22 protein-coding genes, 1 tRNA gene and 3 pseudogenes are annotated in these 25,487 nt (G+C 47.7%); 10 read left to right on the top strand and 16 right to left on the bottom strand.

The annotated features are described in order from the left end of the window. Positions 1-943 precede the first annotated feature (943 nt). Both HQRW_RS09400 and HQRW_RS09405 read left to right on the top strand, forming a co-directional pair. Positions 944-1,861, top strand: a complete 918-nt coding sequence (locus tag HQRW_RS09400; RefSeq protein ID WP_011571984.1) for a shikimate kinase — start codon at positions 944-946, stop codon at positions 1,859-1,861. A gap of 79 nt (positions 1,862-1,940) precedes the next feature. Continuing rightward, entirely contained in the window at positions 1,941-2,315 is a 375-nt protein-coding gene (locus tag HQRW_RS09405; protein ID WP_014556407.1) for a chorismate mutase, read from the top strand. A gap of 237 nt (positions 2,316-2,552) precedes the next feature. Here HQRW_RS09405 and HQRW_RS09410 read toward each other — a convergent pair. Further along, positions 2,553-2,623 (bottom strand) — tRNA-Pro (locus HQRW_RS09410). A 323-nt stretch (positions 2,624-2,946) separates the two neighbouring features. Here HQRW_RS09410 and HQRW_RS15110 point away from each other — a divergent pair. Beyond that, a pseudogene (locus tag HQRW_RS15110) lies at positions 2,947-3,215 on the top strand (transposase); the annotation flags it as partial. A 51-nt stretch (positions 3,216-3,266) separates the two neighbouring features. Here the strand turns inward: HQRW_RS15110 and HQRW_RS09415 are convergent. Together HQRW_RS09415 and cmk are read right to left on the bottom strand one after the other, a co-directional pair. Beyond that, on the bottom strand, positions 3,267-4,286 hold the full coding sequence (locus HQRW_RS09415) for an RNA-guided pseudouridylation complex pseudouridine synthase subunit Cbf5 (protein ID WP_014556408.1): 1,020 nt from the start codon (positions 4,284-4,286) through the stop codon (positions 3,267-3,269). A 14-nt stretch (positions 4,287-4,300) separates the two neighbouring features. Further along, complete coding sequence (gene cmk / locus HQRW_RS09420) at positions 4,301-4,879, bottom strand: (d)CMP kinase (protein ID WP_014556409.1); 579 nt, start codon at positions 4,877-4,879, stop codon at positions 4,301-4,303. 101 nt (positions 4,880-4,980) lie between these two features. On the opposite strand from cmk, the pseudogene HQRW_RS16510 reads away from it, so the two are divergent. Beyond that, a pseudogene (locus tag HQRW_RS16510) lies at positions 4,981-5,269 on the top strand (RNA-guided endonuclease InsQ/TnpB family protein); the annotation flags it as partial. A 171-nt stretch (positions 5,270-5,440) separates the two neighbouring features. Here the strand turns inward: HQRW_RS16510 and HQRW_RS09425 are convergent. The 3 genes from HQRW_RS09425 to HQRW_RS09430 form a co-directional block, all read right to left on the bottom strand. Further along, positions 5,441-6,367, bottom strand: coding sequence for a DUF106 domain-containing protein (locus tag HQRW_RS09425; protein WP_014556410.1), 927 nt, complete (start codon positions 6,365-6,367; stop codon positions 5,441-5,443). A 580-nt stretch (positions 6,368-6,947) separates the two neighbouring features. After that, on the bottom strand, positions 6,948-7,082 hold the full coding sequence (locus HQRW_RS16720) for a hypothetical protein (RefSeq protein ID WP_269448452.1): 135 nt from the start codon (positions 7,080-7,082) through the stop codon (positions 6,948-6,950). A 106-nt stretch (positions 7,083-7,188) separates the two neighbouring features. Then, on the bottom strand, positions 7,189-7,827 hold the full coding sequence (locus HQRW_RS09430; protein WP_020966579.1) for an adenylate kinase: 639 nt from the start codon (positions 7,825-7,827) through the stop codon (positions 7,189-7,191). Between the two features lie 180 nt (positions 7,828-8,007). On the opposite strand from HQRW_RS09430, the gene HQRW_RS09435 reads away from it, so the two are divergent. After that, positions 8,008-8,406 carry a hypothetical protein gene (locus HQRW_RS09435; protein WP_011571990.1) on the top strand — a complete coding sequence of 133 codons (399 nt, stop codon included), beginning with the start codon at positions 8,008-8,010 and terminating at the stop codon, positions 8,404-8,406. A gap of 229 nt (positions 8,407-8,635) precedes the next feature. Then, positions 8,636-9,586 (top strand): alpha/beta fold hydrolase, encoded by a 951-nt coding sequence (locus tag HQRW_RS09440; protein ID WP_014556411.1) that lies wholly within the window; start codon positions 8,636-8,638, stop codon positions 9,584-9,586. 355 nt (positions 9,587-9,941) lie between these two features. On the opposite strand, the gene HQRW_RS16265 is transcribed toward HQRW_RS09440, so the two are convergent. The 5 genes from HQRW_RS16265 to HQRW_RS09455 all read right to left on the bottom strand — a co-directional run bounded on the left by HQRW_RS16265 (position 9,942) and on the right by HQRW_RS09455 (position 13,931). Then, positions 9,942-10,205: an IS200/IS605 family accessory protein TnpB-related protein gene (locus tag HQRW_RS16265; RefSeq protein WP_338042667.1), complete on the bottom strand. Its 264-nt coding sequence runs from the start codon at positions 10,203-10,205 to the stop codon at positions 9,942-9,944. Between the two features lie 496 nt (positions 10,206-10,701). Beyond that, positions 10,702-10,908 (bottom strand): hypothetical protein, encoded by a 207-nt coding sequence (locus HQRW_RS16270; protein WP_197535310.1) that lies wholly within the window; start codon positions 10,906-10,908, stop codon positions 10,702-10,704. Positions 10,909-11,769: 861 nt separating this feature from the next. After that, positions 11,770-12,510: an SDR family NAD(P)-dependent oxidoreductase gene (locus tag HQRW_RS09445; RefSeq protein WP_014556413.1), complete on the bottom strand. Its 741-nt coding sequence runs from the start codon at positions 12,508-12,510 to the stop codon at positions 11,770-11,772. 149 nt (positions 12,511-12,659) lie between these two features. Continuing rightward, a complete protein-coding gene (locus tag HQRW_RS09450) occupies positions 12,660-13,244 on the bottom strand; it encodes an NUDIX hydrolase (RefSeq protein WP_014556414.1) in 585 nt (194 codons plus the stop codon). Between the two features lie 261 nt (positions 13,245-13,505). Then, complete coding sequence (locus HQRW_RS09455) at positions 13,506-13,931, bottom strand: Lrp/AsnC family transcriptional regulator (RefSeq protein WP_011571995.1); 426 nt, start codon at positions 13,929-13,931, stop codon at positions 13,506-13,508. A 97-nt stretch (positions 13,932-14,028) separates the two neighbouring features. Here HQRW_RS09455 and carA point away from each other — a divergent pair, with 97 nt between their 5' ends. After that, the gene (gene carA, locus HQRW_RS09460; RefSeq protein WP_014556415.1) at positions 14,029-15,129 is read left to right on the top strand and encodes a glutamine-hydrolyzing carbamoyl-phosphate synthase small subunit; all 1,101 of its coding nucleotides are present in this window, start codon (positions 14,029-14,031) and stop codon (positions 15,127-15,129) included. A 527-nt stretch (positions 15,130-15,656) separates the two neighbouring features. On the opposite strand, the gene HQRW_RS09465 is transcribed toward carA, so the two are convergent. Both HQRW_RS09465 and gatD read right to left on the bottom strand, forming a co-directional pair. After that, positions 15,657-16,724 (bottom strand): GNAT family N-acetyltransferase, encoded by a 1,068-nt coding sequence (locus tag HQRW_RS09465; RefSeq protein WP_011571997.1) that lies wholly within the window; start codon positions 16,722-16,724, stop codon positions 15,657-15,659. 30 nt (positions 16,725-16,754) lie between these two features. Continuing rightward, positions 16,755-18,083: a Glu-tRNA(Gln) amidotransferase subunit GatD gene (gene gatD / locus HQRW_RS09470; protein ID WP_014556416.1), complete on the bottom strand. Its 1,329-nt coding sequence runs from the start codon at positions 18,081-18,083 to the stop codon at positions 16,755-16,757. A gap of 358 nt (positions 18,084-18,441) precedes the next feature. On the opposite strand from gatD, the gene HQRW_RS09475 reads away from it, so the two are divergent. Then, the gene (locus HQRW_RS09475) at positions 18,442-19,050 is read left to right on the top strand and encodes a hypothetical protein (RefSeq protein ID WP_014556417.1); all 609 of its coding nucleotides are present in this window, start codon (positions 18,442-18,444) and stop codon (positions 19,048-19,050) included. A gap of 78 nt (positions 19,051-19,128) precedes the next feature. Here HQRW_RS09475 and HQRW_RS15120 read toward each other — a convergent pair. Next, a pseudogene (locus HQRW_RS15120) lies at positions 19,129-20,115 on the bottom strand (transposase). A gap of 267 nt (positions 20,116-20,382) precedes the next feature. Beyond that, positions 20,383-20,628 carry a hypothetical protein gene (locus tag HQRW_RS09490; protein ID WP_014556419.1) on the bottom strand — a complete coding sequence of 82 codons (246 nt, stop codon included), beginning with the start codon at positions 20,626-20,628 and terminating at the stop codon, positions 20,383-20,385. Positions 20,629-20,791: 163 nt separating this feature from the next. Here HQRW_RS09490 and fmdA point away from each other — a divergent pair, with 163 nt between their 5' ends. Next, positions 20,792-22,051: a formamidase gene (gene fmdA, locus HQRW_RS09495; RefSeq protein ID WP_014556420.1), complete on the top strand. Its 1,260-nt coding sequence runs from the start codon at positions 20,792-20,794 to the stop codon at positions 22,049-22,051. Between the two features lie 172 nt (positions 22,052-22,223). On the opposite strand, the gene thsA is transcribed toward fmdA, so the two are convergent. Further along, positions 22,224-23,918, bottom strand: a complete 1,695-nt coding sequence (thsA, locus tag HQRW_RS09500; protein ID WP_014556421.1) for a thermosome subunit alpha — start codon at positions 23,916-23,918, stop codon at positions 22,224-22,226. A 252-nt stretch (positions 23,919-24,170) separates the two neighbouring features. Between thsA and HQRW_RS09505 the strand changes: the two genes are divergently transcribed. Further along, on the top strand, positions 24,171-25,481 hold the full coding sequence (locus tag HQRW_RS09505) for a substrate-binding protein (RefSeq protein WP_014556422.1): 1,311 nt from the start codon (positions 24,171-24,173) through the stop codon (positions 25,479-25,481). Positions 25,482-25,487 lie beyond the last annotated feature (6 nt).

The following is a 25,487-nucleotide window of genomic DNA, read 5'->3' on the forward strand; positions in this document are numbered from 1 at the left end:
TCAAGGCGACTGCCTGGAGGTGAAGTCAACACCTCTCAATGACTCATAATATTTAGTACGATTGGTGGGTAAATAGTAATTATGATGGTCAGCGTGTCTGGCTGAGAGTCTCATCACACGGGCGGTCAGATACCATGCACTGTCCAATTCAGAGAGGGATGGGACGTTCCAAATCAACGTCATCCGGGAGACGAAGTCTCTCGTGATCACGAAAATCTTCGATTTTCGAACGACCTGTGGAGACCGGAACCGCTCTGAAACGGCTCTCTCAGTGAGAGTAGGTTTGTCAGTTCTGCCGAAGAAACAGGAAGCCTGGGGCTTTGATATTGATGTTGATGTGACCCCAAGGCAGGTTCACATGTACAACATACTCACAAATCTGGAATTCACAATCTGATATACATTATGAGCGTATTGCTCTTCGTTTCCACAGAATGAATATTACCAGTCTTGACATCCTCCCGCGCCTGAATACCTGGCTCTCACGCATAAATCCACAGCGTCCCAGCGTGGCGTTTTAGCCGCTGTTGGACAGGATCTGAGACAAATCCTGACGGACTGATAGTGATTAGGGCGAATAGTTTCATCGACGGTGTCGGAAGGTGCAGTTTCAGCGACTCCAGTCATTGATACGGATCGCCACGGTGGTAAAGGCTCGAAGTAATCACTATGAGACGCCGAGCGGGTCACAAGGGCTGCTCAAACCGGGTCAACTCGTCGTCGGTGTGCCCAGTTGCTCGGGATGAGACTCCCAACTCCCGACGATGGGAGCAATTTTTACTGCTTCGCCCCGCTCATCTGGTCGGTAAAAGACGGTCATGATGACGCGGGTATTCTGCTTATATTCTATGATCGGAAAATAACTATCATATTTCATATATAATCAAGATTAATATCAGAAGTGTACCGCTACTTCTTTGTGTTCGCTTAGAATGATTGTAGTATGCACGGTCGTGCGGTCGCGCTTGGTGCAGGAACGGTGTTAAACGCCCTTGCGACAGGAATCGGCGCAGCGTTTGCACTTGACGTCGAGACGACGGCAACGGTCGATATCACTCCTGAAGAGACACTTGATAGCACGCGTGTCAATGGAACGATTGCAGGGGTTGAGAATGGTGATACACGGTTAATTGAGCGATGCGTCGAATTAGCGATTGAAACATATGGACCAGGAGACATGCAGTATATTGCTCACATACAGACTGAGAGTGATATTCCGATGGCAGCCGGGCTGAAAAGCTCAAGTGCCGCTGCGAACGCATCAATTCTGGCAACAGCAGATGCATTCGACATCACCCCGGAGCCGATTTCGGCTTGTCGGCTTGGCGTCCGTGCAGCACGTGATGTCGGTGTGACGGTTACAGGCGCTTTCGATGATGCGTCTGCATCAATGTTAGGCGGAGTTACGGTTACGAACAATAACGAGGACAAGCTTCTTGCTCACGACACTGTTGAGTGGGATGTAGTTGTGTGGACGCCGCCTGAGCGTGCTTACAGTGCCGATGCAGATGCTGAGCGATGCGCGAATATCGCTCCAATGGCTGAATTAGTCGAAGATCTCGCACTTACTAATCAGTATACAGAAGCAATGACAGTCAATGGGTTAGCGTTTTCAGCCGCACTTGGATTCGATCCAGCGCCAGCAGTCGAAGTGATGCCGTATGCGAGCGGTGTTTCTTTGTCTGGTACTGGACCAAGTGTTGTCGCCGTTGCTGACCGCAATAGTGAGAGTAAGGGTGAGTCTGATGAGGTGGATTTAGCAGTTGTAACGCGCCGCTGGCGGAGCCGTGGCGGGACAGTCTGGAAAACAACAACTCGGGCGACACGAGAGGAATCATCGACACGTCCGGATGAAACATAAAGCCCAATAGAATCTAATATGCTCCAGTAAAACCTATGATAATGATGATATCGAAGAGAATGTGGCGAGGAATGACAGTATGACACCGGATACAGATGCTAATGCAGACACTGACACTGACACTGACGCTGACACAGCGGTAAACACCGAATCGAAAGTTGACGGAGGTATAGTGACCACAGAATCAGATTCACTTGAATCGCTTCGCAAGGAAATTAAGTCAATTGATCGCGAGCTTGTTGAGTTGATTGCACGTCGGACATATGTGGCTGATTCAATTGCACAAGTAAAATCCGAGCAGGGTCTCCCGACGACTGATGAGGGACAGGAAGCTCGTGTCATGGAACGAGCTGGGATAAATGCTGAACAATTTGATGTTGATGCAAATTTGGTTAAAGCTGTGTTTCGTCTGCTAATTGAACTCAATAAGGTCGAACAGAGACAAAACCGATAATCTACAAGACTGCGCGGCGATTGAGATGTTCATAAAGTAAATTCAATATTGAGGGAACATCGTAATGATAGGTTAATCTGAGAGTTGGCTCAGCGGTGTCGACCTCACACCGTGTGATTCAATCCGCAGATTTCAGTTCTGAGTTACTATGAGATACATCAGCTTTGAGCTCGATTAATACCTCATTGATAATCGTTCATTTATTAACCGCCGTTGTATTCGTCGAAAAGAACGCCATGGGACCGCTGAGAATCGAACTCAGGTCCTACCGACCCCATCGGCAGAGGATACCACTACCCCACGGTCCCACGTTAATACATAGGTGAATTGTTGAGTTTAATTCCTTCGTTCCAGGCGATAATGAACAGCTATCAATGAATCAGGATATATAACTAAATAGCCTCGGGCACGGCGACCCGGCCCGAGGCTTTTATTGGTTCCCTCAGCCGTGCGATAGCACTCCCTGCTCGGCAAGCGAGCGGGGTGAGGGTGGCGGCTTACGCGCCTTGACCCGGATAGATGCACCAACCGCACCTGCGGCTTGGGTTTTGTAAGTCCGGTAATTCGAGTCGTTACCGTCGAGTTTTGCCTTCTCACGCCGCGCAATGTTCACTGACGCATTCCGGTCAGCGTGGTTTTGTTGGAGGTTGCAGACGAAGACGACCACGCACACCTATTCGTGTGAACAGGCCCGAAGTACAGTCCAGTGGATATTGCTCGGCAGTTCAAGTTGTACACGAGTAAACAGTTGCTGGAGCGGGATCCCGAGATTCGGGAGGCATATTTCTGGGGTGGCGGATTCTAGACGGTTGGGTAGTACGTGGGAACGACGCGACGGGAGCGATGTCGGAGGAGGTGATTAAACGGTATATCGAAGAGACGGAATACGCGCCGGAGTGACGCGGTTCACCCCGCCCACGGTGGGGCGGGGAACTCGCCCTCGCAGGTTGTTTAGACAAGCACTCGCTCTAATGAGATGACTTCGCCACTCTCGGCATCAAGTGGACCGCTGACGCGACCAAGGCAGACAGCAGTCTCATCCGGAGTATGACAGCTAACAAGGGCACTATCAGTAATGTCATGAGTGTTTCCCGCTGCAGAATCAAATTCAATCACGCCTGGTGCGTACACCGGTGCTCCCATTGCCACCTCCGCGGCTGCAGATGGGGCAATTATGACTGTCGGAAGATGCTGAAGTGCACGCTCTGCAGGACTGATAACATTACGAAGGTGGTCCGTCGGCGAGGTTGAGTTGGGATCTATGTTTGCGGTATTAATCTTGTGAAGTAGCGAATACGCAGCGGTTGAGTCATCTGGAGCGTCATTGATTTGCGTTTGATTAGCTCTGGCTATCTCCTCAAGCGTGAATACAACAGCATCTGTGAGGTCAGCAGTTGAAATCAGATTTGTGTCAGAGAATGGTGTTGTCCCTGTGCGCCGAAGGTCGCCCATGTGCGCGCCTGTCCCAGCCGCAAGTCCGAGGTCATGACACAGCTTTCGAATGTAAGTGCCGCTCTCACAGCGAATATGGAGGAGCGCTTGTTGAGCATCCGAATCAACCTCGAGGATATCAAGTGTTTCAATTGTTCGTTTTCGAAGACGGCGTGAAACAGCACTCTTCCGTGGCGGCTTCTGATAGATTGTTCCCTCAAATGTCTCAATAATCATCGAAAGGTCACTTGGGGGAGGTCCATGAAACTCCAACACTGCCAGATATTCTTTGATTCCCTCGAGAAATACTGGAGCAAGTCGTGTTGCCTCACCAAGGAGAATCGGAAGACAACCAGTTACCTTCGGATCAAGGGTTCCAGCATGCGCAGCGCGCTCAACACCAATGAGATCACGAACCCACGCTGAGACCTGATGAGCCGATGGTCCAACGGGTTTATCTAGATTCACTACCCCAAAGTTACAAATGTCGGCGAGTGAGCGATTATCTGGTGATTCACGAAGTCGTGGTGATTCTGTCATCTATGATTCACGATTTAGAAATCATATATAATATCCTCGATAGGGAATCGACCTTCATCCGAAGCAGGTTCATACGCTGCAATCGCGGCTTCAAGAATATCAGGAACTTCGGTCTTTGGCCATCGCGCGGTGTTAACCCTCAGATCATAGATTGAGTGATCGTGGATATCAATATTATAATAATTCTGGTATCGAAGTGCTTCACTTTCTTCTCGGGTACGCGTTTCCTCTCGTGCTGTCGAGATTGATTTGTCTTCGCGGTCAGCAATACGACCAGCGCGAACATTAAGTGGTGCGTCTAACCAGACTCGGATATCCGCGGCATCACCGGCAAGCCATCCGGCAAGTCGCGACTCTAAGAGAATATCATCACGCTCCAGTGCAATTGTTCGCAATCGCTGATCAAGATCACGGTCGATTTGATCATCCGCTTCAGCTTGTTGATTCAGCTCAACGGCGGTTAGTCCACGCTCAGCGGCGAGCTCTCGAAAAATATCACCACCACTCACATGTTCAAGTCCGAAGGTAGCCGCAAGTGTATCCGCCGTTGTACTCTTGCCTGCACCAGGCGGACCAGAGACGGTCAACAACATACTATTGTTCGGTTGACCTGGGTAAAAGAGGTTGTCTTTGCACATAGCGTTGACAGTATTCTGCATGAACTACCCGAGTTCAAGTCTTTGTGGCTTTCTTAATCGTAGAAGTGTCCGAGCGCGACACGAGCAAGACTGTTGCATATGCGGGAAAGAGGACGATAGTCAGCGTGTTGAGCGTGGTCTGTATGTGAAGACCACGATGATGCGTTTAACGCTGACGTGAATGTGGTAGAGAACATCCGTCTCGAAATCAACGAAAGTAATTCCGAGTCAGCGCCTAGTTTGACCGATCATAGGAATACCGGCTGGTTGGCACAGCCCGAAGTCTATCTTTATGACCTGTCCAACAGATCCCAACTGCAGGCACAAGTGATAGACTGCAAACCCTACTATCCCAATCTTAGGATCCCTCCGCCTGAAGACGGAGGAGCATGTCAATTAGGATGTCGAGTCAAATCCTCTCTCGTCGAGAACTCATGAGTGATCGAATTAACAAATCATTCACGACGTGGTTTCATCGATGCAAACGAAAAAACTCCAATAACACGAATGGGTCGATTAACTAGCTGACGGGGAGATATCGATATTTAGACTCTTACGGATAATTTGAGTGAAGCCCATTGAGCATAAGAAGTACCAGACAATCCACGCCTGAATCGGACCAAGCACAGAGTCGGTCCATGCAACTTCACCGACTAGTGGAAGGACGAGAGTACTAAGTGAAACCTGTGCTTCTGCGTTCGCGCCAACGCCAATTGACCAGTACATCCAGAGGAAGACAGGGATAGTTAGAAACATGATCCAGACCATCGGGCGGAACTGTTCTTTAAACATTCCAAGTTGATCGCCCATTGCATCCATCTGTTCGTCTTGGATTGCATCAAGCGCATCGTCATCTCCCTCTTCTTTGGCTTCTTTTCGTCGCTCTTGAATCTCTTTCATACGTGATTGATATGCAGACATCTTTTCCATGTTCATCAGATTTGCCTGGAGTAATGTTGAGTAAAGCCCTGTAGCGAGTGCAAGGATCATCACGACGGCATAAAACGGCAGAAGCTCTTCTAATGGACCAAGTGGTACATCCATTACAGTACCAATTAAATCACGAAGTGGCTTCCATGAGTATCCAACAAATAACCCGATTGTGAGAACGCCAGCACCCTTATCATATATCGACCATGAAGACTCATCATCATCAACCTCGGTCTCAAGTGCAACATTCGAATCAGTACTGGTATCACTGGAGTCATCCGTTTCAAGCCCTGACTCTGTTGCCGCTCGGTCAGCAAGCTGAAATCCTTCTTCACCTTCGACAAGGACACCAGTTTCAATAAGTCGACCCCATCGTCCTGATGAAAGTTCATCCTTGACATCAAGCCATTTTACATCACCGTCATCGGCTCGGTCAAGAACAATCTCAACTGCTGCACGCATCCCATCATCACCAGCAACAAGATCGCGTACTTTCGATTCGATTCGTGGCATTTATCGAGTGTAATGAGTCGGCAGTAATGAAACTTGTAGTCTTAGCTGTGAATGAGGGCACTAGTTGCCTCCCCCTTCCTCAGCAAGCGTCAGATATAACCCCCGACACGGAAACAGGGAATCCAACCCTCAACAAGCGAAGCGTGAGAATCCCCGATCGCAGTTAGATTGGTAGTGCACTTCCTCGATTCCATACTATATCATATAGATTCGAGGAGAATACCTGCGGCTCTAGCCCTCCACAGAAATCTGCGAGTTCTGGTGTGCAAACGAGACCATAGTAGTCCACAGAAGAAGTGGGTGCTTAATTAGACATGCATCAGTCAGAATAGATCTCTCACATCGAATTAGTGAGTCAGTTCACCCAGAAGTTTGTTGAATCACTACGGTCTCGGTAACCCAGGATGAATCCGACAACACGGACCCAGTCCACGTTTCGATGCCTGTCCGAGATTTCCAATCTATAGCTTCAACTGATTGGCAGTTCAATTCAAAAATAGAAATCGGGCGAGAGTAATCGAAACTAGCTAATGACCGCCTGATTCTTACAGAATTGGCGTAGAATTGATTATTGCATGCATCAGAGAAGAAGCCCTGAGTCTGTCGAAGCCTGCAGAACTCCTCGAGGGACAAGCAACTCTGGAAGTCCAGACATGACAAAAAATAGCAGTGCTAGGCGCTTAACACTCCCAGCAGTCCCAGTTCTACCCGTCACAGCCTGTGAACCCAACACGGAGTCTCACCGTGTCAGGCTTCGGTGGGACTGCAAACCTGAAATCACCAACACTTAGGATTCTTTCGCGTTCACGCGGAGGAGAGTATCAGGAATTAATCACGTCGACAATCGAGTCAAAAACATCACCAGGTGTGGTTTCACCATTAACCGTAACTAGTTTGTCTCTGTCTCGATAGTGCTCAACTACTGGTTCCGTATTTTCTTCATACACGCGGAGTCGATCACGAACCGTCTCCTCTGTATCGTCATCACGCTGGGTAAGCGTTGCCCCGCACTCATCACAGACACCTGTCTCAGCAGGTGGTTCGAATTCAATATGATAGCTTGCCCCACATTCTGGGCACACACGCCGTCCGGTGAGGCGGTCAACAAGTTCCTCTTCACTGACCGAGAGTAAGATTGCAACATCAAGTTCGGTAATTGATGAGAGGACCTCAGCTTGCTCAATATTTCGAGGGTATCCATCAAGAACATAACCGTCAGCACTTGAGAGGGCTTCTTCAACAATTTTATTCACAACTGCATCAGGAACAAGTTCGCCCGCATCCATGTATGCACCTGGAGTATCATACTCGGTATCCATCTCAGAGATATCCATCTGCTTGTTTCCTCTCAATGCGTCGCCAGTAGTGACGTGTTCGAGACCAAACTCTTCGGCAAGCCGCTTCGATTGTGTTCCCTTTCCGGCACCCGGCGGACCGAGAAGTAAGATATGTTTCTCCATACTGGATATCTGTCTCTCCCCGTATAACATTGAAGATATATCGCTAGTGTGTGAATGAATGCACACAAAACTGTTGTTGAGTGGACTATCTCTTATATAGGTGAAGTGATAATTATAGGACACATCATATTTCGAGGAGAGTGACTGTGTTTACAATGATGCACTTCACAATACGGTCATATGACACGATTTGATGCAAAGACGCCTAAAGAACGCAGGACGCTCTTTGCTGAGGCGATTACAGCACATCGTGAGCGAGCAAGCGCGTTTATGACTCTTGAAGCTGACTCTCGTCCAGATAATAAAGATGAAGGAGTGCCTGCACCGTGGGTTCAGTTTGCTGAAAATATGTTTAATCTCGATGTGACGGAGTCTGAACTTGAGCGGGTTCATACACTCGTAGGTGAGTTTCCTGAATTTCGCGTTGAACAATTGGAATCCCCTGAAGACACTGAAGCCACGAATGTGCGGATTACTGCCCGCTCCGATGCAAATCGTCTTGCAGCGTTTGCCGATCGAATATTTATTGACGTGTACAATTGTCCAAATGAGTATCAAGCATGGGCAACCGCGGTGTAGCCAAAATATGGACAACGTTGGGGTCAAATATAATTCTCAAGATTAATCTTATATTGTAGTATGCTAATTCAGCTGATAGATAATTGAATATAATATATACAGACCTGGTCAGCTGAGATAGTATCTGTATGATCGTTCATACCGCCGCACGCGCAATTTCTTCGGGTCACATAGCCCCGGTATGTGCCCTTCTCAACCTATATATTGATTCACAATCCCTTACACACATATGCATATAGACGCGCAGATCGACGTCGGAGTCGGTCCTAGTGATATTGGGTTAAACAATCATAATGCTCGGGTCACATCAAAATTGGTTGATGTAGGTGATGTAACTCTGCATTGCGTTCTTGCTGGACCATCGGATGGCGATGTCGTTTTACTTTTACACGGATTTCCTGAGTTTTGGTATGAATGGCATGAGTATATTCTTCCATTGGCGGCTGCGGGATATCGCGTTGTCGTTCCTGATCAGCGTGGATATCATCGTAGTGAGCGTCCCGATGCAATTTCAGCATATCATCTCGACGCGCTGGCGACAGATATCTGTGGGATACTTGATGCAATAGGCGCAAAAAAAACACATATTGTCGGACATGACTGGGGTGCATTTGTTGCATGGTGGGTGGCTCTTCATCACCCAACGCGTCTTCGGACGCTTTCAGTAATTAATGTCCCACATCCGACGGCATTCAGACAAACTCTTTGGCGAAATCCAAAACAGGTACTTCGGAGTTGGTATGTTGGATTTTTCCAACTCCCTCGAGTGCCGGAAGCACTTGCACAGGTTGGTAACTGGGCGAGCGTCACGGCAATGATGCAACGGTCAAGCCGGGATGGAACATTTGATTCGACTGATTTTGAGCGGTATCGAACTGCGTGGGGGATTGATGGTGCATATGAGGCGATGATTAATTGGTATCGAGCGGTTGTTCGATCAAACCCACAGCCGGTACAGACACAGATAAGCACACCAACAATGCTGCTGTGGGGTGCACAGGATACATTTCTAACCCGCTCACTCGCAGAAAAAAGCGCGCAATACTGCACAAATAGTGAGGTTGTTATGTTTGAACAAGCGACGCACTGGATCACACATGAAGAGCAAACCCAGGTTCAAAACCGACTCCTCGATCACTTCAATAGTGCTCACAAAATTACACATCAAAAACGGCACTAATATGAATCATTTCAAAGCCAACTGGCTCGAATCGCTGTGTCTCTGTGAATCATCACCAGATTGCATAAGCAACGGTCGTTTTGAAATCTTACGGAAAGTCATATAGAGCCATCATGTGACATCCTCGCCCGTCTCTCGGACGGGAGTTTCTCACTCAGTAACGTGTCTTGGTGGACCTACCACTGACCCCCGCTCTGTGGCGAGTCATCGCCTGCCGATTTCCAAGGCAGGCTCTCCCCACGGATTGAGCCGGTTGGCTCTGTTCGCTGCTGCGTTCAAATCCGCTTGGTACTCCGACACCCAACACGAATCGTTCGTACAGTTGAACGTACCCCGATGCGGTCGATACCCAATGTTAACACGCATGGCACATCTTCGGAGTATGGTGCGGATGCACGTACACATACACGTATTCCACAGCAATCCCGTGTTCCGCTACCTTCTCTTCAATTCGTGACTGCAAGCGGGAGAACAGCCACTTGCCGAGACGCCGATTCGAGTACTTTCCAATGTCCTCGTCGGTGATACTGTCGAGATATTCGAGGATGATAACCGAGTTCTCGAACTGGGAGGCGTATTCGACGGTGCGATGTGAGGCTTTCTCGATTTCGTCTTCGATAGTGTCTTGTTATCGACCCACACGAGATCGGTCAAGAGGTTCGACGCATATCGTGGTCTCAATCGGTCTTCAGCACTGGCTTGTTTCTGTCGGAGGTGTCGGACGCGACCACCATCCACGAACAACGGGTCAACGGGTGTCTCGTCTCGGAGGGCACAGCCCACCAATAGTTTCGACTCATAGTCATTAGTGCAAGTCTCTACCGCCGTGATTGTCCGTGTCGGTGATGGGAACCGCTGAATCCGCGTCATTCGACACCGTCAGTGAAACTATTCAAATTAATCACTATCACCCACGTCGAACCCACGGATGTCACATCGTCATTTGTAGTCGAATATGAGCAATTTGCTTCCACTCTGTAGTTCGCGATGATATGCAACATCCAGCGACTTCCGTCGCGTTGGAGACGGATCTTACCTGCACATACGCTATCATCTTCCTCGTCTCTGGGGGCGTGCCACCAGTCCTCCTGTTCGGGGTTCAACTGGAGAGATGTCTAGAAGTTGGTTACCTGACCGGAAAGTGGGACTTCCCAGCAGATTTCGTGGTGACGATCTTCGTCATCATCAAAGACACCTGCGGTGTTCACGTAGCGGATAGGGTGGTCGTCTGCGAGTTGCTTCTCGTTGGAGAAGTTTCGCCGCTTGTGTTGAGTGGGTGGGGGGCAAAGATACGCTTCGAGCGTCTTGCACCCCTCACTCATTCTTCAATAGTGTCGAGTCCTTATTCGACGAGTTCGGCGTATGCGAAGTCCATTCGCAGACCGTTCTCACGGGAGTACTCTTTCACTCGTTCATGGAGGTCGCTTCCACGTTCGATGGGGATGTCAACTCGCATCTGTTTTCAGTACGTTTTCTCGTATCTTAGGGTTCATGTCACGGAGGGGGATTCAGAGAGCCGTCACACGTGGTTAGGGTACTCCAGTGACACGATTCACGCCCGCGGTAAGCGGCGGGGTTCTCTCACTGATTAAAGATAGTCTCAAATATACTTGACATCCTCCTCCGCGTGAACGCGGAGGAATCCCGAGCGGTGGGAGTTTCAGGTTCAACACTCCCACTCCCACCGAACAACCAGCCAGTGCGAATCTGAAGGGTTGTTCGCGGTCTGAGGCGGGTGCGGGGGCGGGTGGGACTGCTGGCGGTGCCAAGCCGCCGGTGCTCCTACTCCTATTCTCGACCATATACGGCGTCCAAGCGCAAGCGTTATTTTTGCCGCAGGGACGCCGGCAGGCGTTAGCAAACTCGGAGTTACTTTCTGTGGTGTTTTCAAACAGTCGGGCACAGCCTCGGTTCATTAGAGGAACCGACCGTTCACCAGACTGGTTCCGATGATTGTCTGATTGCTTGGGGCGGACAGGCCGCCATCGTCGGACTGGCGGGAATCGCTCTGTTTCCAACCAATTCCTGTTTTATTGCGTGATTGTCTGTGATTTAAACGTGTGTATTTTGAAGTTTGAATCGAGCGACGACAGTCGGATTTTGGAGGGCGTGACGGCGCGTATCCACGGTCTGAAGATCGTGGTATTGCGCCTGCTCAGCATATAAACGACTAGTGTGAAGCATCACCATTCAATTACTGCACGATCACGCCAGAAATGACCGCGTGGTGACTCAGGGCGAAAGCGACAGAGCCAGGTCGGAGTTTCAGCTCCGGTCTTGATACTTCTATCAGCCTCAGGACCACCCATATCTGTTCGAACCCATCCTGGACATACCGAATTCGCAATGAGACCATCTGACCCATATTCACCATCAAGATATGCAGTCAGTCCGTTGAGACCACTTTTTGACACACGATAGGCTGGATTACCGCCAGATTGCTCTCGTGAGAGCATTCCAAGAGCAGAGCCAACATTAACAATACGACCACCATCATTTTGCAGCAATAGTGGGACAGTGTGTTTACACACAAGCATCGGACCGCGGAGATTCGTTGAAAGAGTTCTATTAATATCGTCAATAGACTCAGAGACAATATCACCATCACCACCGCCGATACCGGCATTATTCACGACGATATCAAGTCGTCCAGCAATGCTGAATATCTCATCCGCAGCATCCGCGATTTCGCCAGATTGAGTAACATCGACAAGAAGGTGCTCCCACGAATCTGGAATGTCATGCGTCATTGATCGCGTTGCCGCAAAAACAGTCGCACCGAGTTCATCGAGATTCTCAGCAATCTGACGACCAAGACCACGATTAGCGCCAGTGACAACTGCGACTTGTCCATCAAGGGACTCATATAGCGATGGCTCAGAAAGAGCCGTAGAATCAGTATTATCCATGGGGGTTGAGGGCATTATTATAATGAGGGATCGATTCGATAAGGACGTTCTGTTTCATGCTATTGTCAATATTCATTTTAACGATTTTTTCTCAATCGAACTCGCTGTCACCTCATCGTCAGTCGGAGCATTTCAGTACACCAGAGTTAATTATAGCATCGTAGTTACTCAAAATCACGTCGCATCGCAATTTCAAACCACGGGCATAATCGGAGTTGTCGATACCACTCGGGATGTTGATGGAGATGTTCATACTCAACCCACAGAAGACCAGCAATCTCAGATTCATCAGGATCAAGTGTCATATCATTAAGTGTGACCTGTAGGACAGCACAAACTTCCCATTCGATACCGGCATTTTCGTAGTAACGCTTATATTCAAACTGATCAGTAACGCGGAGAGTGTCGTACTGATCAGGTGTAATGCCGAGTTCATCATCAAGACGCTGACGTGTCGCTTCACGTTGTGTCTGCTCTTCAGTTGGATGTGATGCAACAGTGCCGTCCCAGTGTGTATCCCAGAGGCGTTTTGTGGGTGCGCGCTGAGCGAGAAGAAGGTGATCATTAGAATCAAACACAAGACATGTGAATGCTCGATGACGGACTCCATCGCCAGTATGTGCATCTAATCGATTGACAAGTCCTTGCTTGGTATTATCGCTCGAAACGGCAATCACATCTTCGCTTGCGTTATCGTGCGGTTGTGCAGGTTGGTCAGTATTTGAGTCGCTGTTGTGGTCTGTGCTCATATTCGGTTTCTTGATTGGGGCTAGTAAGGGTTCTTCGGCTTGGGACGGAATAATCGGAGGTATATCGCAGGATATGCAGATTGTATGATTCTGACTTTGACTCTATTATCAACTATGACACATCTGGTAGATAAGAATCCGGGTGTTCGGACGAGCGTGATGACAACCCTGTCCGTGGTCATAGATCAGAATATATCAGCGTGACAGCCAGAAGCAAGCCTCACCAGTGCTTAACCACGGAGTATCGTAAAAAGGGGTATCTCATGATGATACTCCACCAAGGCGTTCATCAAGGATAAGACGGGTTTTGGTGTTTTTTATTTCATCAAGCTCACGTGCACGTGTAATGAGTTGATTAACTGCACGTGTATCTGCTGCATCAACAATAAGAACAACATCTTCCTCACCAGAAACTTGCCAGACAAAATCAACCTGCTCCCAGGTCGCCATTGTCTCAGAAATGCTAGTTGTGTTAACATTAACTTTCACTGATACTTCTATCATTGCTTTGATATTTCCTGTTCGCGTCGAGATAGTGAATCGTTCAATAATACCCTCCTCGGTGAGTCTATCGACACGATTACGCACAGTCCCTTCTGAGGTGCCAACTTGTGCTGCAATCTCAGTATAGGGTGTTCGTGCGTCTCGACGGAGAATATCAAGAATACGTCGGTCGAGATTGTCCATATCAATTACTAACTTTCCGTTGGCTTACCAATTACGAAATTCGTAACTCAGCTTCGAAAGTAACACTTATGCCCGGGGATTACATGTGTATCTCGTAATGTTGGACGCCTATTTAGCCCTAGAGGATGGTCGTGTCATCGAAGCGCGCGGTCGCGCCCCTGGGCGCACTCGCGGTGAGTTGGTATTTACGACCGCTTATACAGGTTATGAGGAGAGTCTCACAGACCCCTCATATGAAGAGCAGGTGCTTACATTTTCATATCCGCTCATTGGGAATTATGGCGTCCGAAGTGAGCGATTTGAATCTGAACGTATTCATCCACGAGCCGCGATTGCACGTGAGTTTACAGATGAAATAGTCGAGTGGTTCAATCATGAGGATGTCCCTGCAATTGACCATATCGATACGCGTGAGCTTGTCACGTCAATTCGCGAGGAGGGTGCAATGAACTGTGGGATTGCCGTTGGTTCTGATGTGACACCAGGAGACGCCACAGCTGAGCTTGATCAGTGTATCAGCATGAGTGATCACATTGACATTGGCAAACGTGTCACGACCGTTGAACATACGACATACGGCGGTGCGAACGCTGAGGTTCATGTTGCACTCATTGATTGTGGTGCAAAAATGTCAATTGTTGATTCACTTGTTGAGAGAGGGGTTGCTGTCCATGTGCTTCCATACGATACAACGCCGGAAATGCTTACAGAGGTCGACCCTGACTTATTGTTCATTTCAAACGGACCAGGTGACCCAGCGAACTTTGAGGCGGCACAAACGCTCGTCGAGGAGTACACTGGTGAAATCCCGATTGCTGGAATCTGTCTTGGTCAACAGGTTGTCGCACGAGCACTCGGTGGAACAACTGAGAAGATGAATTTCGGACATCGTGGCGTCAATCAACCGGTCCGAGATCTCGATAGTGGCAAGGTCGTCATGACAACGCAAAATCATGGATATACTGTTGGTGACCCTGGTGAGACACTCAATGTATGTCAAATAAATGTTAATGATGGAACTGCTGAGGGACTCACAAATCGCGATCTTGATGTGATTACACGACAGTATCACCCAGAGGCACATCCTGGACCACACGATTCATTTGGTTTCTTCGATGAGGTGCTTGAAATGACCGGACGGGACACCACCACCGAAACAGATAGCAGCTCAGATCGTGCCGTCATCGCTGATAATTAAGACGTCTTTCAGCGAAGTCAATCGCATGATCTGATACATCGACTATCTATTATCATTTGTTATCCATTATTCGACATGTACCGATGTCGTCTCCATGCTCAAAATGTACTGACGCTCTCCGAGAACATGATGATTATCTATATTTGAACTCACGTCTTGGTATCCCGTCGCGAATAACGGACCGCTCATCTGTAGAAGGGAATACCTGTCGTTTCGATCCTCTCTGATCACAGGTGTCAGTTCGTCACTCTGCCGACGCTACACCCAATCTTCCGCAGGTACTGACTGCTACACATGAGCGTAACGGATATGATGAAATAACGTGTGACTCAGAAATGTATAGTCTGCACTCAGTACGCCTGTTATCAGTGATGTATATGAAACCGAGAGGCAAAGTCCTCGCATAAGAAGTGAGTAAATCGCCTCGGGGTCAAGCCTCGAGGCATTCTCCTCGTATTCTGTAAAGCGAACACGTGAATCACCTCAGTGTCAAGCCTCGAGATACTCGGCTTGCTCCGCCTGTAGATTCAAACATCGCCCTCATCAGAGAGTTGATAATTCATCAAGAAAATTGGTTCTGACCACATCCCAGCACCTGTCACTGCTGCATCAGAGAGCCAGCGGACATCTTCAGGAACGAGGACACGCGTGTGATCAATCGCCGAATCAAGTAATGTTGCATCCCGACGAATCGCTGTTAACAACGATTGCACAGCCGCCTCATCACCAGGATCCCACGCAGCGATAGCGTACTCAGCACCGAGTGTTGCCGTCTCTCCCATCGGTTCATATGTCCGGTTTCGAATTGCGAATCCACGAACAGTCCCGGGTGGTGAGTTCGACCTGACAGTAATCAATCGACCGGTTGTAGCTGCACGCTGAATATGATGTTGACGGAGAGTGGACAGTGCCCACGATTCAGTATCATCGATGATAATTCCATCAAGCATATTATTTGTTTCTGCGGTCTGCCAGAACGACCACACGTCCCCGACGGAAGTATCATCATCAGTCTGTACTGAAAGTGGGACAGCGTCGTCTACTGTTGAGACTGACTCTGTTGGGGTTTCATATGGCTCTGGTTGAATCCATCGGAACTCAATCCCAGGGTTGAAACCTATCTGCCGAAGTAGCCCAAGACTGGCTGAATTCCATGAAAAAACAATCCCTCGAACTATTGTGGTATCCATCGCACGTGCAACAGCACAGAGTGTTTGAATAAGGACTGTAGCAAGCCCTCGACCGCGATATGTGGGCGCGATGCGGAGCCCTTGTATCCATGCTTCCGTTTCTGAAAGTGTGCATACCTGTGCGACACCGACAACATTCGTGCTATTCTGCCTCGAGTCAGGGTCATCTGGGTGTGGTTGTGAATTAACAGTAATGACAACTGTCTGTGCTGTCTCACCGTCATCTGCTGCAACCCACTCAGGAAACACAGAGCCAACATAGTCATCCTCGGCTCGATCTGGCCATGTATTTTGCGTTATCCGCTCGACGGCGGCAGCGTCAGTCGAGTCCGCAGTTCGAACAGTGACATCCGCTCCAGTGTCATCTACTGTATGTACTGGGAGCGGGAGTGTGGATACAGACATGTCTGTATTGTTTATGTCCACGTCGTCAACTCATTCCCATGGGACTGACCGATATTGTAATTCACCAGCAAGTGACTTTGTCATTGCGTTTGTGGGATCTGGGTGATTTGCGAGTGCCCACATTAATTTTACTTTTGCTGTACCGGGAAGTGTATCACCGGCCTCAACAACGCCCGCTTCCAGTAAGTCCCGACCAGTGTCATACACACGGTCACAGACGCGTCCTTCGAGGCACTGACTCGTCATTGCAACAACAACTCCATCCGTAACGAGTTCTGCTACGGTCGGAATAAATTCAGTGTGAACGTGACCTAATCCAGTACCTGCGATAATTAGCCCATCAGGAGTAGAGTCAGTAAGAAATGCTGTCTGTCGGTCGATGTCCATCCCAGGTGTAAATGTCAAAAGCATCACGTCCTCATTAAGTTCGCTAGTAAGGTTCAGTTCAGTCGATTCTCGTGCTGTATGATCACGGTGGAATGAAACAGTCTCGGTATCATACTCAATTGTCCCGATTGGAGTGGCGCCAACGGTCTCGAATGCGTCACGACGGGAGGTGTGATTTTTTCGAACACGTGTCCCCCGATGAAGCGCACAAGTGTCATCGGCGGTTGATGCATGCATACAAACAAACACTCCTGAGATGTCTGCTGTTGCAGCCTCAACAGCACAGACGGCATTCATGACATTATCTGAGGATGGACGATCCGCAGATCGCTGGCTTCCAGTAAAAACGACTGGGACAGGCGTATCAAGCATATATGATAACGCCGAAGCAGAGTACTGCATTGTATCAGTCCCATGCATCACGACAACACCATCAGCACCAGCACGAATTTCATCGGCAACTGCAGCAGCAAGATCCTGCCAGACGGCAGGTGTCATGTTCTCAGAGAGAATATTCCGGACCACACGTCCACGGTAATTCGCTCGACCAGCGAGATCTGGGACGGCACGGAGCACATCTTCAGCATCGAACTGTGCAGTGACAGCACCCGTTCGGTAATCAACCGTTGATGCGATTGTACCACCCGTCGAGATTAATGACACCGTTGGCAACGATTCATCAAAAGCAACTGCTGATGCAGCCGATTTGGATGTAATATCAGATTCAGTCTTATCAGCCTCTGTATCCGCACCAGCACCAGCACTAGAGCCAATATCTGTCTGTGCCCCGCCAATGTCGTATGCATCTGACGTCACGAGATCAATCGATGCGTCTGCTCGATCAATACCGACATTGTATCCACCATCGAGTTTAATTACAAGATGATCTGATGTTGAGGAGGGCATTAAGATTCCCTCGTTTGTAACATCTGCTCGTTCAACGCGAACTCGGTCCCCTGGATGTGGACTCATGTATACTTGCTATCGCAGCCACACGCTTGAAGAGTGTGACTCTGCCTAGTCATAATATTCGACTATTGAATTATCAAAAAATAATAGATCGTTTCAAATAGTACGATTATAGAATAATCACTGACGAGCAAAATTTTGAATTGTCATTCGCTCATTCTACATCTATCATTATAATATTTGTTTCCTGCAATATTATTCATTTGTCCTATATCAAATATTATTTCAACTAAATTATATATCCATTCATACATTTACTGAGAGTTAATATCATTTCGGCTCTAGTATTTCAATATGTCAGAATATTCTATTATCGATAGATGCATAATTCTTATTCCGAGACACCGTATGTGGGCTATTGATGACATTTTCTGGGATCCTCCCTCGAATTAAACAATGTGCTGAATTGTATCAGCGAATTTTCGAAATGCATGGTACAGACGCATTTCAACGCGCAACTATCGTTGAGTCTCTACAGCATGACGTAGCCAGCTCACGAGTCCGCGAGGACATACATCTTCTTACCGCATACGGGGTAATGAAAAAAACCGATCATGATACATATCAACTCTGTTGTCACCCAGACGAAGATGTCGATCAGTGGCAATCACAGATCGATGGACAGGTAGCTGAGATGCATAATTATATGATCAACAATGATGCCCGCACACATACTGCTATTCGACCCATGGAAGAGCCTGTGTCACGCAACGATGATTCATTTCGCAGTATCCTTATTACATGTGAGGCAAATATACAGGATCATACTGATATCGCAAATAAACTTGTCAAACAAAGTCTTGTAATGACTGATGGAGCTGTACTCCGGTCAGCACCAACCATGTCTACAACCGTACAGAGAATTGCTGATGTTGTCTCAGAGGATGCCCCCGTGGAGAAATGCGACACCGATGTTGTTGGTAAGTCGAAGGATGAGCTTGAATTCCGCCTGTTCTTGCAACCAGATTAATACAGCCCTGTCAAGACATAGAATATCAAAACTAAAACGAAAAGAAAGCCTACATTAGAAGGAGTCATAGAAGAGTTCTCACACCGTGATCACGGTACTTCCCGGATTGTCTCCTCGTTCGTAGTTGGTGATTGCAACGACGAGGCGCAGACACAACGCGATGAACACCTGCGCTCGTGCATGGACGCGGTCTCGGGCGTGCGTTCGCCCGAGGCCGCAGCCCTTGACTGATTCGTTGGTTCGTTCGACGCCACTCCAGCGGTTGTACGTCTCGTCTAGCATTGATTGCTTCAGCTGAACGTCCTTGCTGTGTTTTTCGATGCGGTCTTTTATCCTGTACTCGATATCTTTCGGGTCGTCGGTGTTTCGTGGATTGTACGGAGCGACTGGCACGACCCCTGCGGTCAGTAGGTGGTCGTGCCACTCGAGCGTGTCGTAAGCGCTGTCTCCAAGCATCCACATCGGTTTCCCGATGTCGAGCGCGTGACGCGCACCGCCGTCTCTTCTGATGTTTGTTTGCTCTCGGTGAACTCGATTGCAATCGGGATCTTTTGCCCAGTCGAGACGATCGTGCAGCCGTAGCCATAGTAGTGCTCGTCATCGGTTGGATCATAGCACTTCGACGCGTCTGGATCGGCGGGCATCGCTCTCACGTCAGTTGAATCGATAGAATACGTCAAGTCGAGCAGCCCCCGGCGAGGCGGTCTGCTCGACGAGATGGTCGAAGACCCGGTCAACGACGTGCTCAAGATCAGCGAGGAAGCAATCGACCGCGTCTCTCGACGGCGGTCGATCGAAGCCACAGCTGAGCCAGACGACGGTGTTGTTCAGTTCTCGTTCAACCGGACGGATGCCGTAGATGTTCTTGGAATAGCAATGGAGAAAGCCACGCATCATCTCGGGTGGCTCAAGATCTCGTGTTCGCATCGTCTTCGCCGGGGCGAACACGTCGAACTCTTCAAGAAACTCGAAGGAGAGATACTCAAACAATGCCAACGTCTTCGTTTCCACGACATTGAAGAACGATTCTACTGAAGGATGATCCTGCAGGGTCGCTGAACTCATTCCACATCAGCGTTCACCCTGCTCTTTGGTATGCGAACTGTTCTATAACACCGTCTACATTATCTAAAGCTGATCAGCTCAATGAATTGTAAATAAGTAGCGAGCATTGCTGATTATCGTTATGAGTGGTAGTGACATGGTTGGCGGTATCCTCGTTTACTATTCAGTCGGTGTTATAATTATACAACCAGAATCTTATTTTTCATGTTTATATTACCGAGATAAGTTCGAAATCTTAGTCGATAACATATAGATATGTTCGGTTGCTTAGAAATCTATCTTAATATTATAAACCTGTTCATGAATATTCCATCCACCAGACTGTAAGTTCTGTGATATATTTACTTTATTTCCACTATCATCAATAGCTGTCACTGAGTAGTCTGTAGTCGCAACAACTTCATATGCCTCTGCTCGGTCGTTGATACTAATGTGATCGCCTACTGAAACATCGTTTAATCGTTCGGTAATTTCTATGGGCGACTGATCATGGTTTGAGTCGGGTGATTTCATAGTGTTTGTATAGTATAATCAAGATCTTGAGGAATATAAATAATATTCATTTGTCTAGTCATACATATTCATAGACGTCGGGTAGTAACAAGAATTGCTTTCATGCGTATACCGCTGCATCCGGTAAGTATATTATAATCCATGTTAGATACAGACATGCAATATGCCTGAGACTGTATTTGAAGTGGATGTGGACGAAGATCCCGAGGATCAGCCAGATCCAATCGTGAATCGATGGCATCCAGACACACCGCCTGCTGCAACGATTAAGCCAGGTGAAAAGGTTCGAATTGAATGTTTGGATTGGACTGGAGGACAAGTAAATAATGATGATAGTGCCAATGATATCCGGGATATGGAACTTAGTCCCAACCACCACCTTAGCGGTCCTTTCGAGGTAAAAGGCGCTGAGCCGGGTGATATGTTAGTTGTTGATATTCTCGATCTTGGTCCGTTTCCTGACCACGAGTGGGGTTTTACTGGGATTTTTGACTTGGAGAATGGTGGAGGATTTTTAACGGATCATTTCCCGGAGGCTCGAAAGACAATCTGGGAACTTGATGGCGTGATGACGCACTCAAGACATATCGATGATGTTCGATTCCCTGGTTGTGCACATCCTGGAATCATTGGGACTGCCCCGTCGCACGAACTGCTTGAAGCGTGGAATGAACGCGAGCAGGCACTGATCGATCGTGGTCCTGATGCGCAGACGGGAGTAAATCACGAAACCGGGGACGACGAGCCACCGCTTGCGCTTCCTCCGGAACCAGAGAATGTGCTTCTTGGTGACATGGATGATGATAAGTTAGAGGATGCAGCAAAAGAGGCGGCCCGGACAATCCCACCACGGGAGAACGCCGGGAATTGTGATATCAAGAACCTCGGTCGTGGGTCGCGTGTTTATTTGCCTGTATTCGTCGAAGGGGCGAATTTCATTACCGGTGATTTACACTTCTCACAGGGTGACGGTGAAATTACCTTTTGTGGTGCGATAGAAATGGCTGGGTATATTGATCTAAAAGTGGATATCATCAAAAACGGCGTTGAAAAGATGGGGACTGATCATGCGATGTTCAAGCCTGGTTACCAGGATCCAGACTTTTCTGATTATCTCGTATTTGAGGGATACTCGGTCGATGAGGATGGGACTCAACACTATAAGAATGGTAATGTTGGGATGCGGCGGGCCTGTCTTGATGCAATTGATTATCTGACAAACTTCGGATATACCCGCGAACAAGGATATTTCCTTCTGAGCACTGTCCCGATTGAGAGCCGACTTGCAGGTGTTGTCGATCTCCCCAATACCTGTGTTACAGTGTCTGTTCCAAATGAGGCGTTTGATATAAATATCGATCCAGACACATTAGCAGACGACTCTGTCGTCACTGATCGAAGCGACGTTGCTAAGCCTTCATAAGTATAGTTGACAGAAACACGATTTTATTATGTATTGCAGAGTTCGTATAATCATTAGATAATCGTGCCCTAACATTTCTGAGTAAAATATATATTTATTATAATCCGCTATCTAATATATCTATTACTACGCTGATGACAGATTCTGTCGGAGTGCCGTCGTTAATTGATGATCAGTGACCCATTGAGTGACCGACAGCCCATGGGTAGCCGTCTTGTTGAGTTATTATATCCTTTGATTCGCTACTGTGATCGTGATTACCCTCGTCTCCGTCCTGTCCGCGATCGGTTGGAAGTACATCATCAATCCGCAATAAGAGATTTGCCACCTCCGTTATACTGGTGAGTATTCGACGCTTGACCGCCATAGGTTCGATAACCCCAGTATCGATCATATTCGTCGGCTGACCGGTATTGAGGTTGAGTCCAAAGCTACTGTGACCGGCGTAGTGTGCCTTACGTAGTGATATGAGGGAATCAACTGGATCATATCCAGCAGTACTCGCGAGCGTTCTCGGGATTACCTCGATCGCATCTGCATAAGCCTCAATTACGAGTTGTTCCCGACCAGAGTATGTTCGGGCATGCTGTCGCAAGTCTTGTGCAATAGCAACCTCTGTTGCGCCACCACCGGGCACGACCGCATCATCACGCAGCGAAATTCGGAGAACAAATAGGCAATCGTCAATCACCCTTTTTGTTTCTTCAACAACATGTCTGGTACCACCACGAAGAAGCAGTGAACTGTGCATTGTTTCTCCATCAGCGTGAACAGTAACAAGATTTGCTCCGGCAATAGTCCGTTGGTTGACTGCTGCTGCAATTCCGGTGTCATTAGCTGATAAGTACTTTGAGTCAGCCACTGGTTTTGCACCAGTTACCCGTTTCAGTTTCTCAAATTCATCACGGCGGGTGCGTTCAATCGCAAGGATGTCCTCATCGGCTAAGTGATATATAACGGGATCGTCAATAGATTGTTGACAAAATACAATATTAGCGCCAGATTCAATAATTCTGTTTGCATGCTGTATATATTTCTGATCCTCATACTCATGAAGCTCATTTCGACGGGCTGGTGAATCAAACGTGACTGTCCCCTGATCTGATGCAGTATCGATAGTAAGTCCATTGTCAATGAGCGCAACGGAGACGTTTTCAAGTTCACTCTGGATATTAATTGTTGGTGAAACTGAATCCGTTGAGGAGCTATCGGTATCGATTAATAATCCGTCAATGACCTCTGAATCGTAATATGATCCGCCTTTGACTCCTTTTCGAGTAATTGCACTGAAATCAACTGCACCGTCCTGCTCAACGGAGAGAACTGTTTCTACAGCTTTATCTGCGATGAATTCACGACCATCTGAATCCCACTTTCCATTAATCGCTGTTTGAGCGATTGTTTCTAATTGCTTGCGATCAACTGACACATCAACAGCTTGGTTACTCAGAATATCCACTGCCCGTTCGGTCGCGAAACGGTTCCCACGAATAATATCACTTGGATGGACGCCCCTATTGATTAGATCAACCGCTGAATTAAGTAATGCTCCTATCAGAACAATTGCAGTTGTGGTCCCATCACCAGCACGGGTCCGTTGTTCTTCAACAATACTCGTTGTCATTTTTGCTGCCGGATGATCGATGTCCATCCGGTCTATAATACTAGCACCATCGTTTGTCGCAACAATCTTATTATCACCGGTGATAAGTAGCTTATCGAGCCCTTTCGGACCAAGTGTGGTCTTAATACTATTTGACAGTGCCATCACCGCATAAAAATTTGTCATATGTGGGTCATTATTTAGATATCCGTCGACATCTGCCGCTGTGGGCAATTGTGGCTGTTGGACGGCATTGTCAGACATATTGATACTCGAGCTATCTATTATGAGGGTAAAAAACCTTTTTAATCTATGAGATATCAATGCCGCTGATACATTTGGTCTGTCCTGATTTAAAACTATGACAGTTATTTATTGGTCAAATAACATCAGAAAATTTTCAAATTGATTGATAAATATTTATTCTTTATTTTATATAAACTAGATAATATATCACATGTAGGGTCAGAACCCGTCCTAAGCTATATATAGGTCCAATCTATGTTTACAATACACATGGCGCAAGACTCAGCTGATAGTGAATTCGGCAATGACAAAAATATTACAAAAAATGATAAATTTATTAATCGGCGAAAGTTCATTCAGGTCGCTGGAGCATCGACCGCTGTTTCGGTTGCTGGATGTCTCGGCGGTGGTGATGGCGGCGGCAGCAGCGGATCACTAACTTTCGGAGCTCTGTATGCTCTCAGTGGTTCAATTGAGGTTATTGGTCGACCAATGATGAATTCAACCGAATTGGCTGTCAGTCAGTTAAATGCCAATGGTGGTATTAACGGACAAGAAGTTGAATTCGTAAAGAGAGACAATGGATCTGACCCAGCAACTGGGATCGAAGAGTCACGTGCGTTAATTAACGATGATAACGCTGACATCGTCTTTGGCGCATACACAAGTGCGATGCGGGATGCGGTTACTGATACATACGTCCAGAATGAGGTTCCCTTTTTCTATCCAACCTTATACGAAGGCAGCGTTTGCAACGCAATTGGCGATAGTGTTGTTGTTCCAAAAGAGAACCTCCAGTGGCTCTTTTTCAACAATGCTGTTCCGAAACAGCAGATTAAGCCATATATTCCGTGGCTAATAGAGAATAAAGATGTCAAGGATTTCTACTTAATCGGGAATGATTATATTTGGCCTCGGACTACGAATACGATACTTAAGGACTTTATTAGTGAAAATAATGCCAATGTAGTTGGCGAAAACTATGTTCCGCTTGCATTCACTGACTGGGGAACTGAGCTGCAAGCCATTGCAGACGCCGATCCAGATATAGTGTACTTTACGACGGTCGGTGATAGCCAGGTAGCGATGATTCAACAGGCTGCTTCGCTTGGGTTGACAGAAGATACAGTATTTGCTGGAAACATTATGAGTGAACAAGAAGCACGGGCTGCTGGCGACGCAGCCGACGGAATATATACTTCTGCACCGTACTTCATTAATGTTGATACCCCTGAAAATGAGGAATATATTAATTCTTATCGTGAAGAGTATGGTGATGATACTACCCCGAATTTTGTCTCTGAGGCTGCCTACTGGTCGGTTCTTATGACAGCGAATGCTATTGAACAGGCTGGTGGTGCTGATGGACCAGCTGGTGTCCGTGATGCACTTGAGACAGAGGTCACGATGCAAGCACCACAGGGTGAGGTAACAATGGATCCTGGCACGCACCACAGTGTACTACAGTCGCGCGTTGGACAGTTTAACGCTGAATCAGGTCAGTTTGAGGTTGTAGAAGAATTTGGTCAGATCGATCCGGCAGGAATCAGCGTCCAAGACGGCTGTCTTGATGTTAATTAAAAATAT

The organism is Haloquadratum walsbyi C23 (genome assembly GCF_000237865.1).
Taxonomy (GTDB): Archaea; Halobacteriota; Halobacteria; order Halobacteriales; family Haloferacaceae; genus Haloquadratum; species Haloquadratum walsbyi.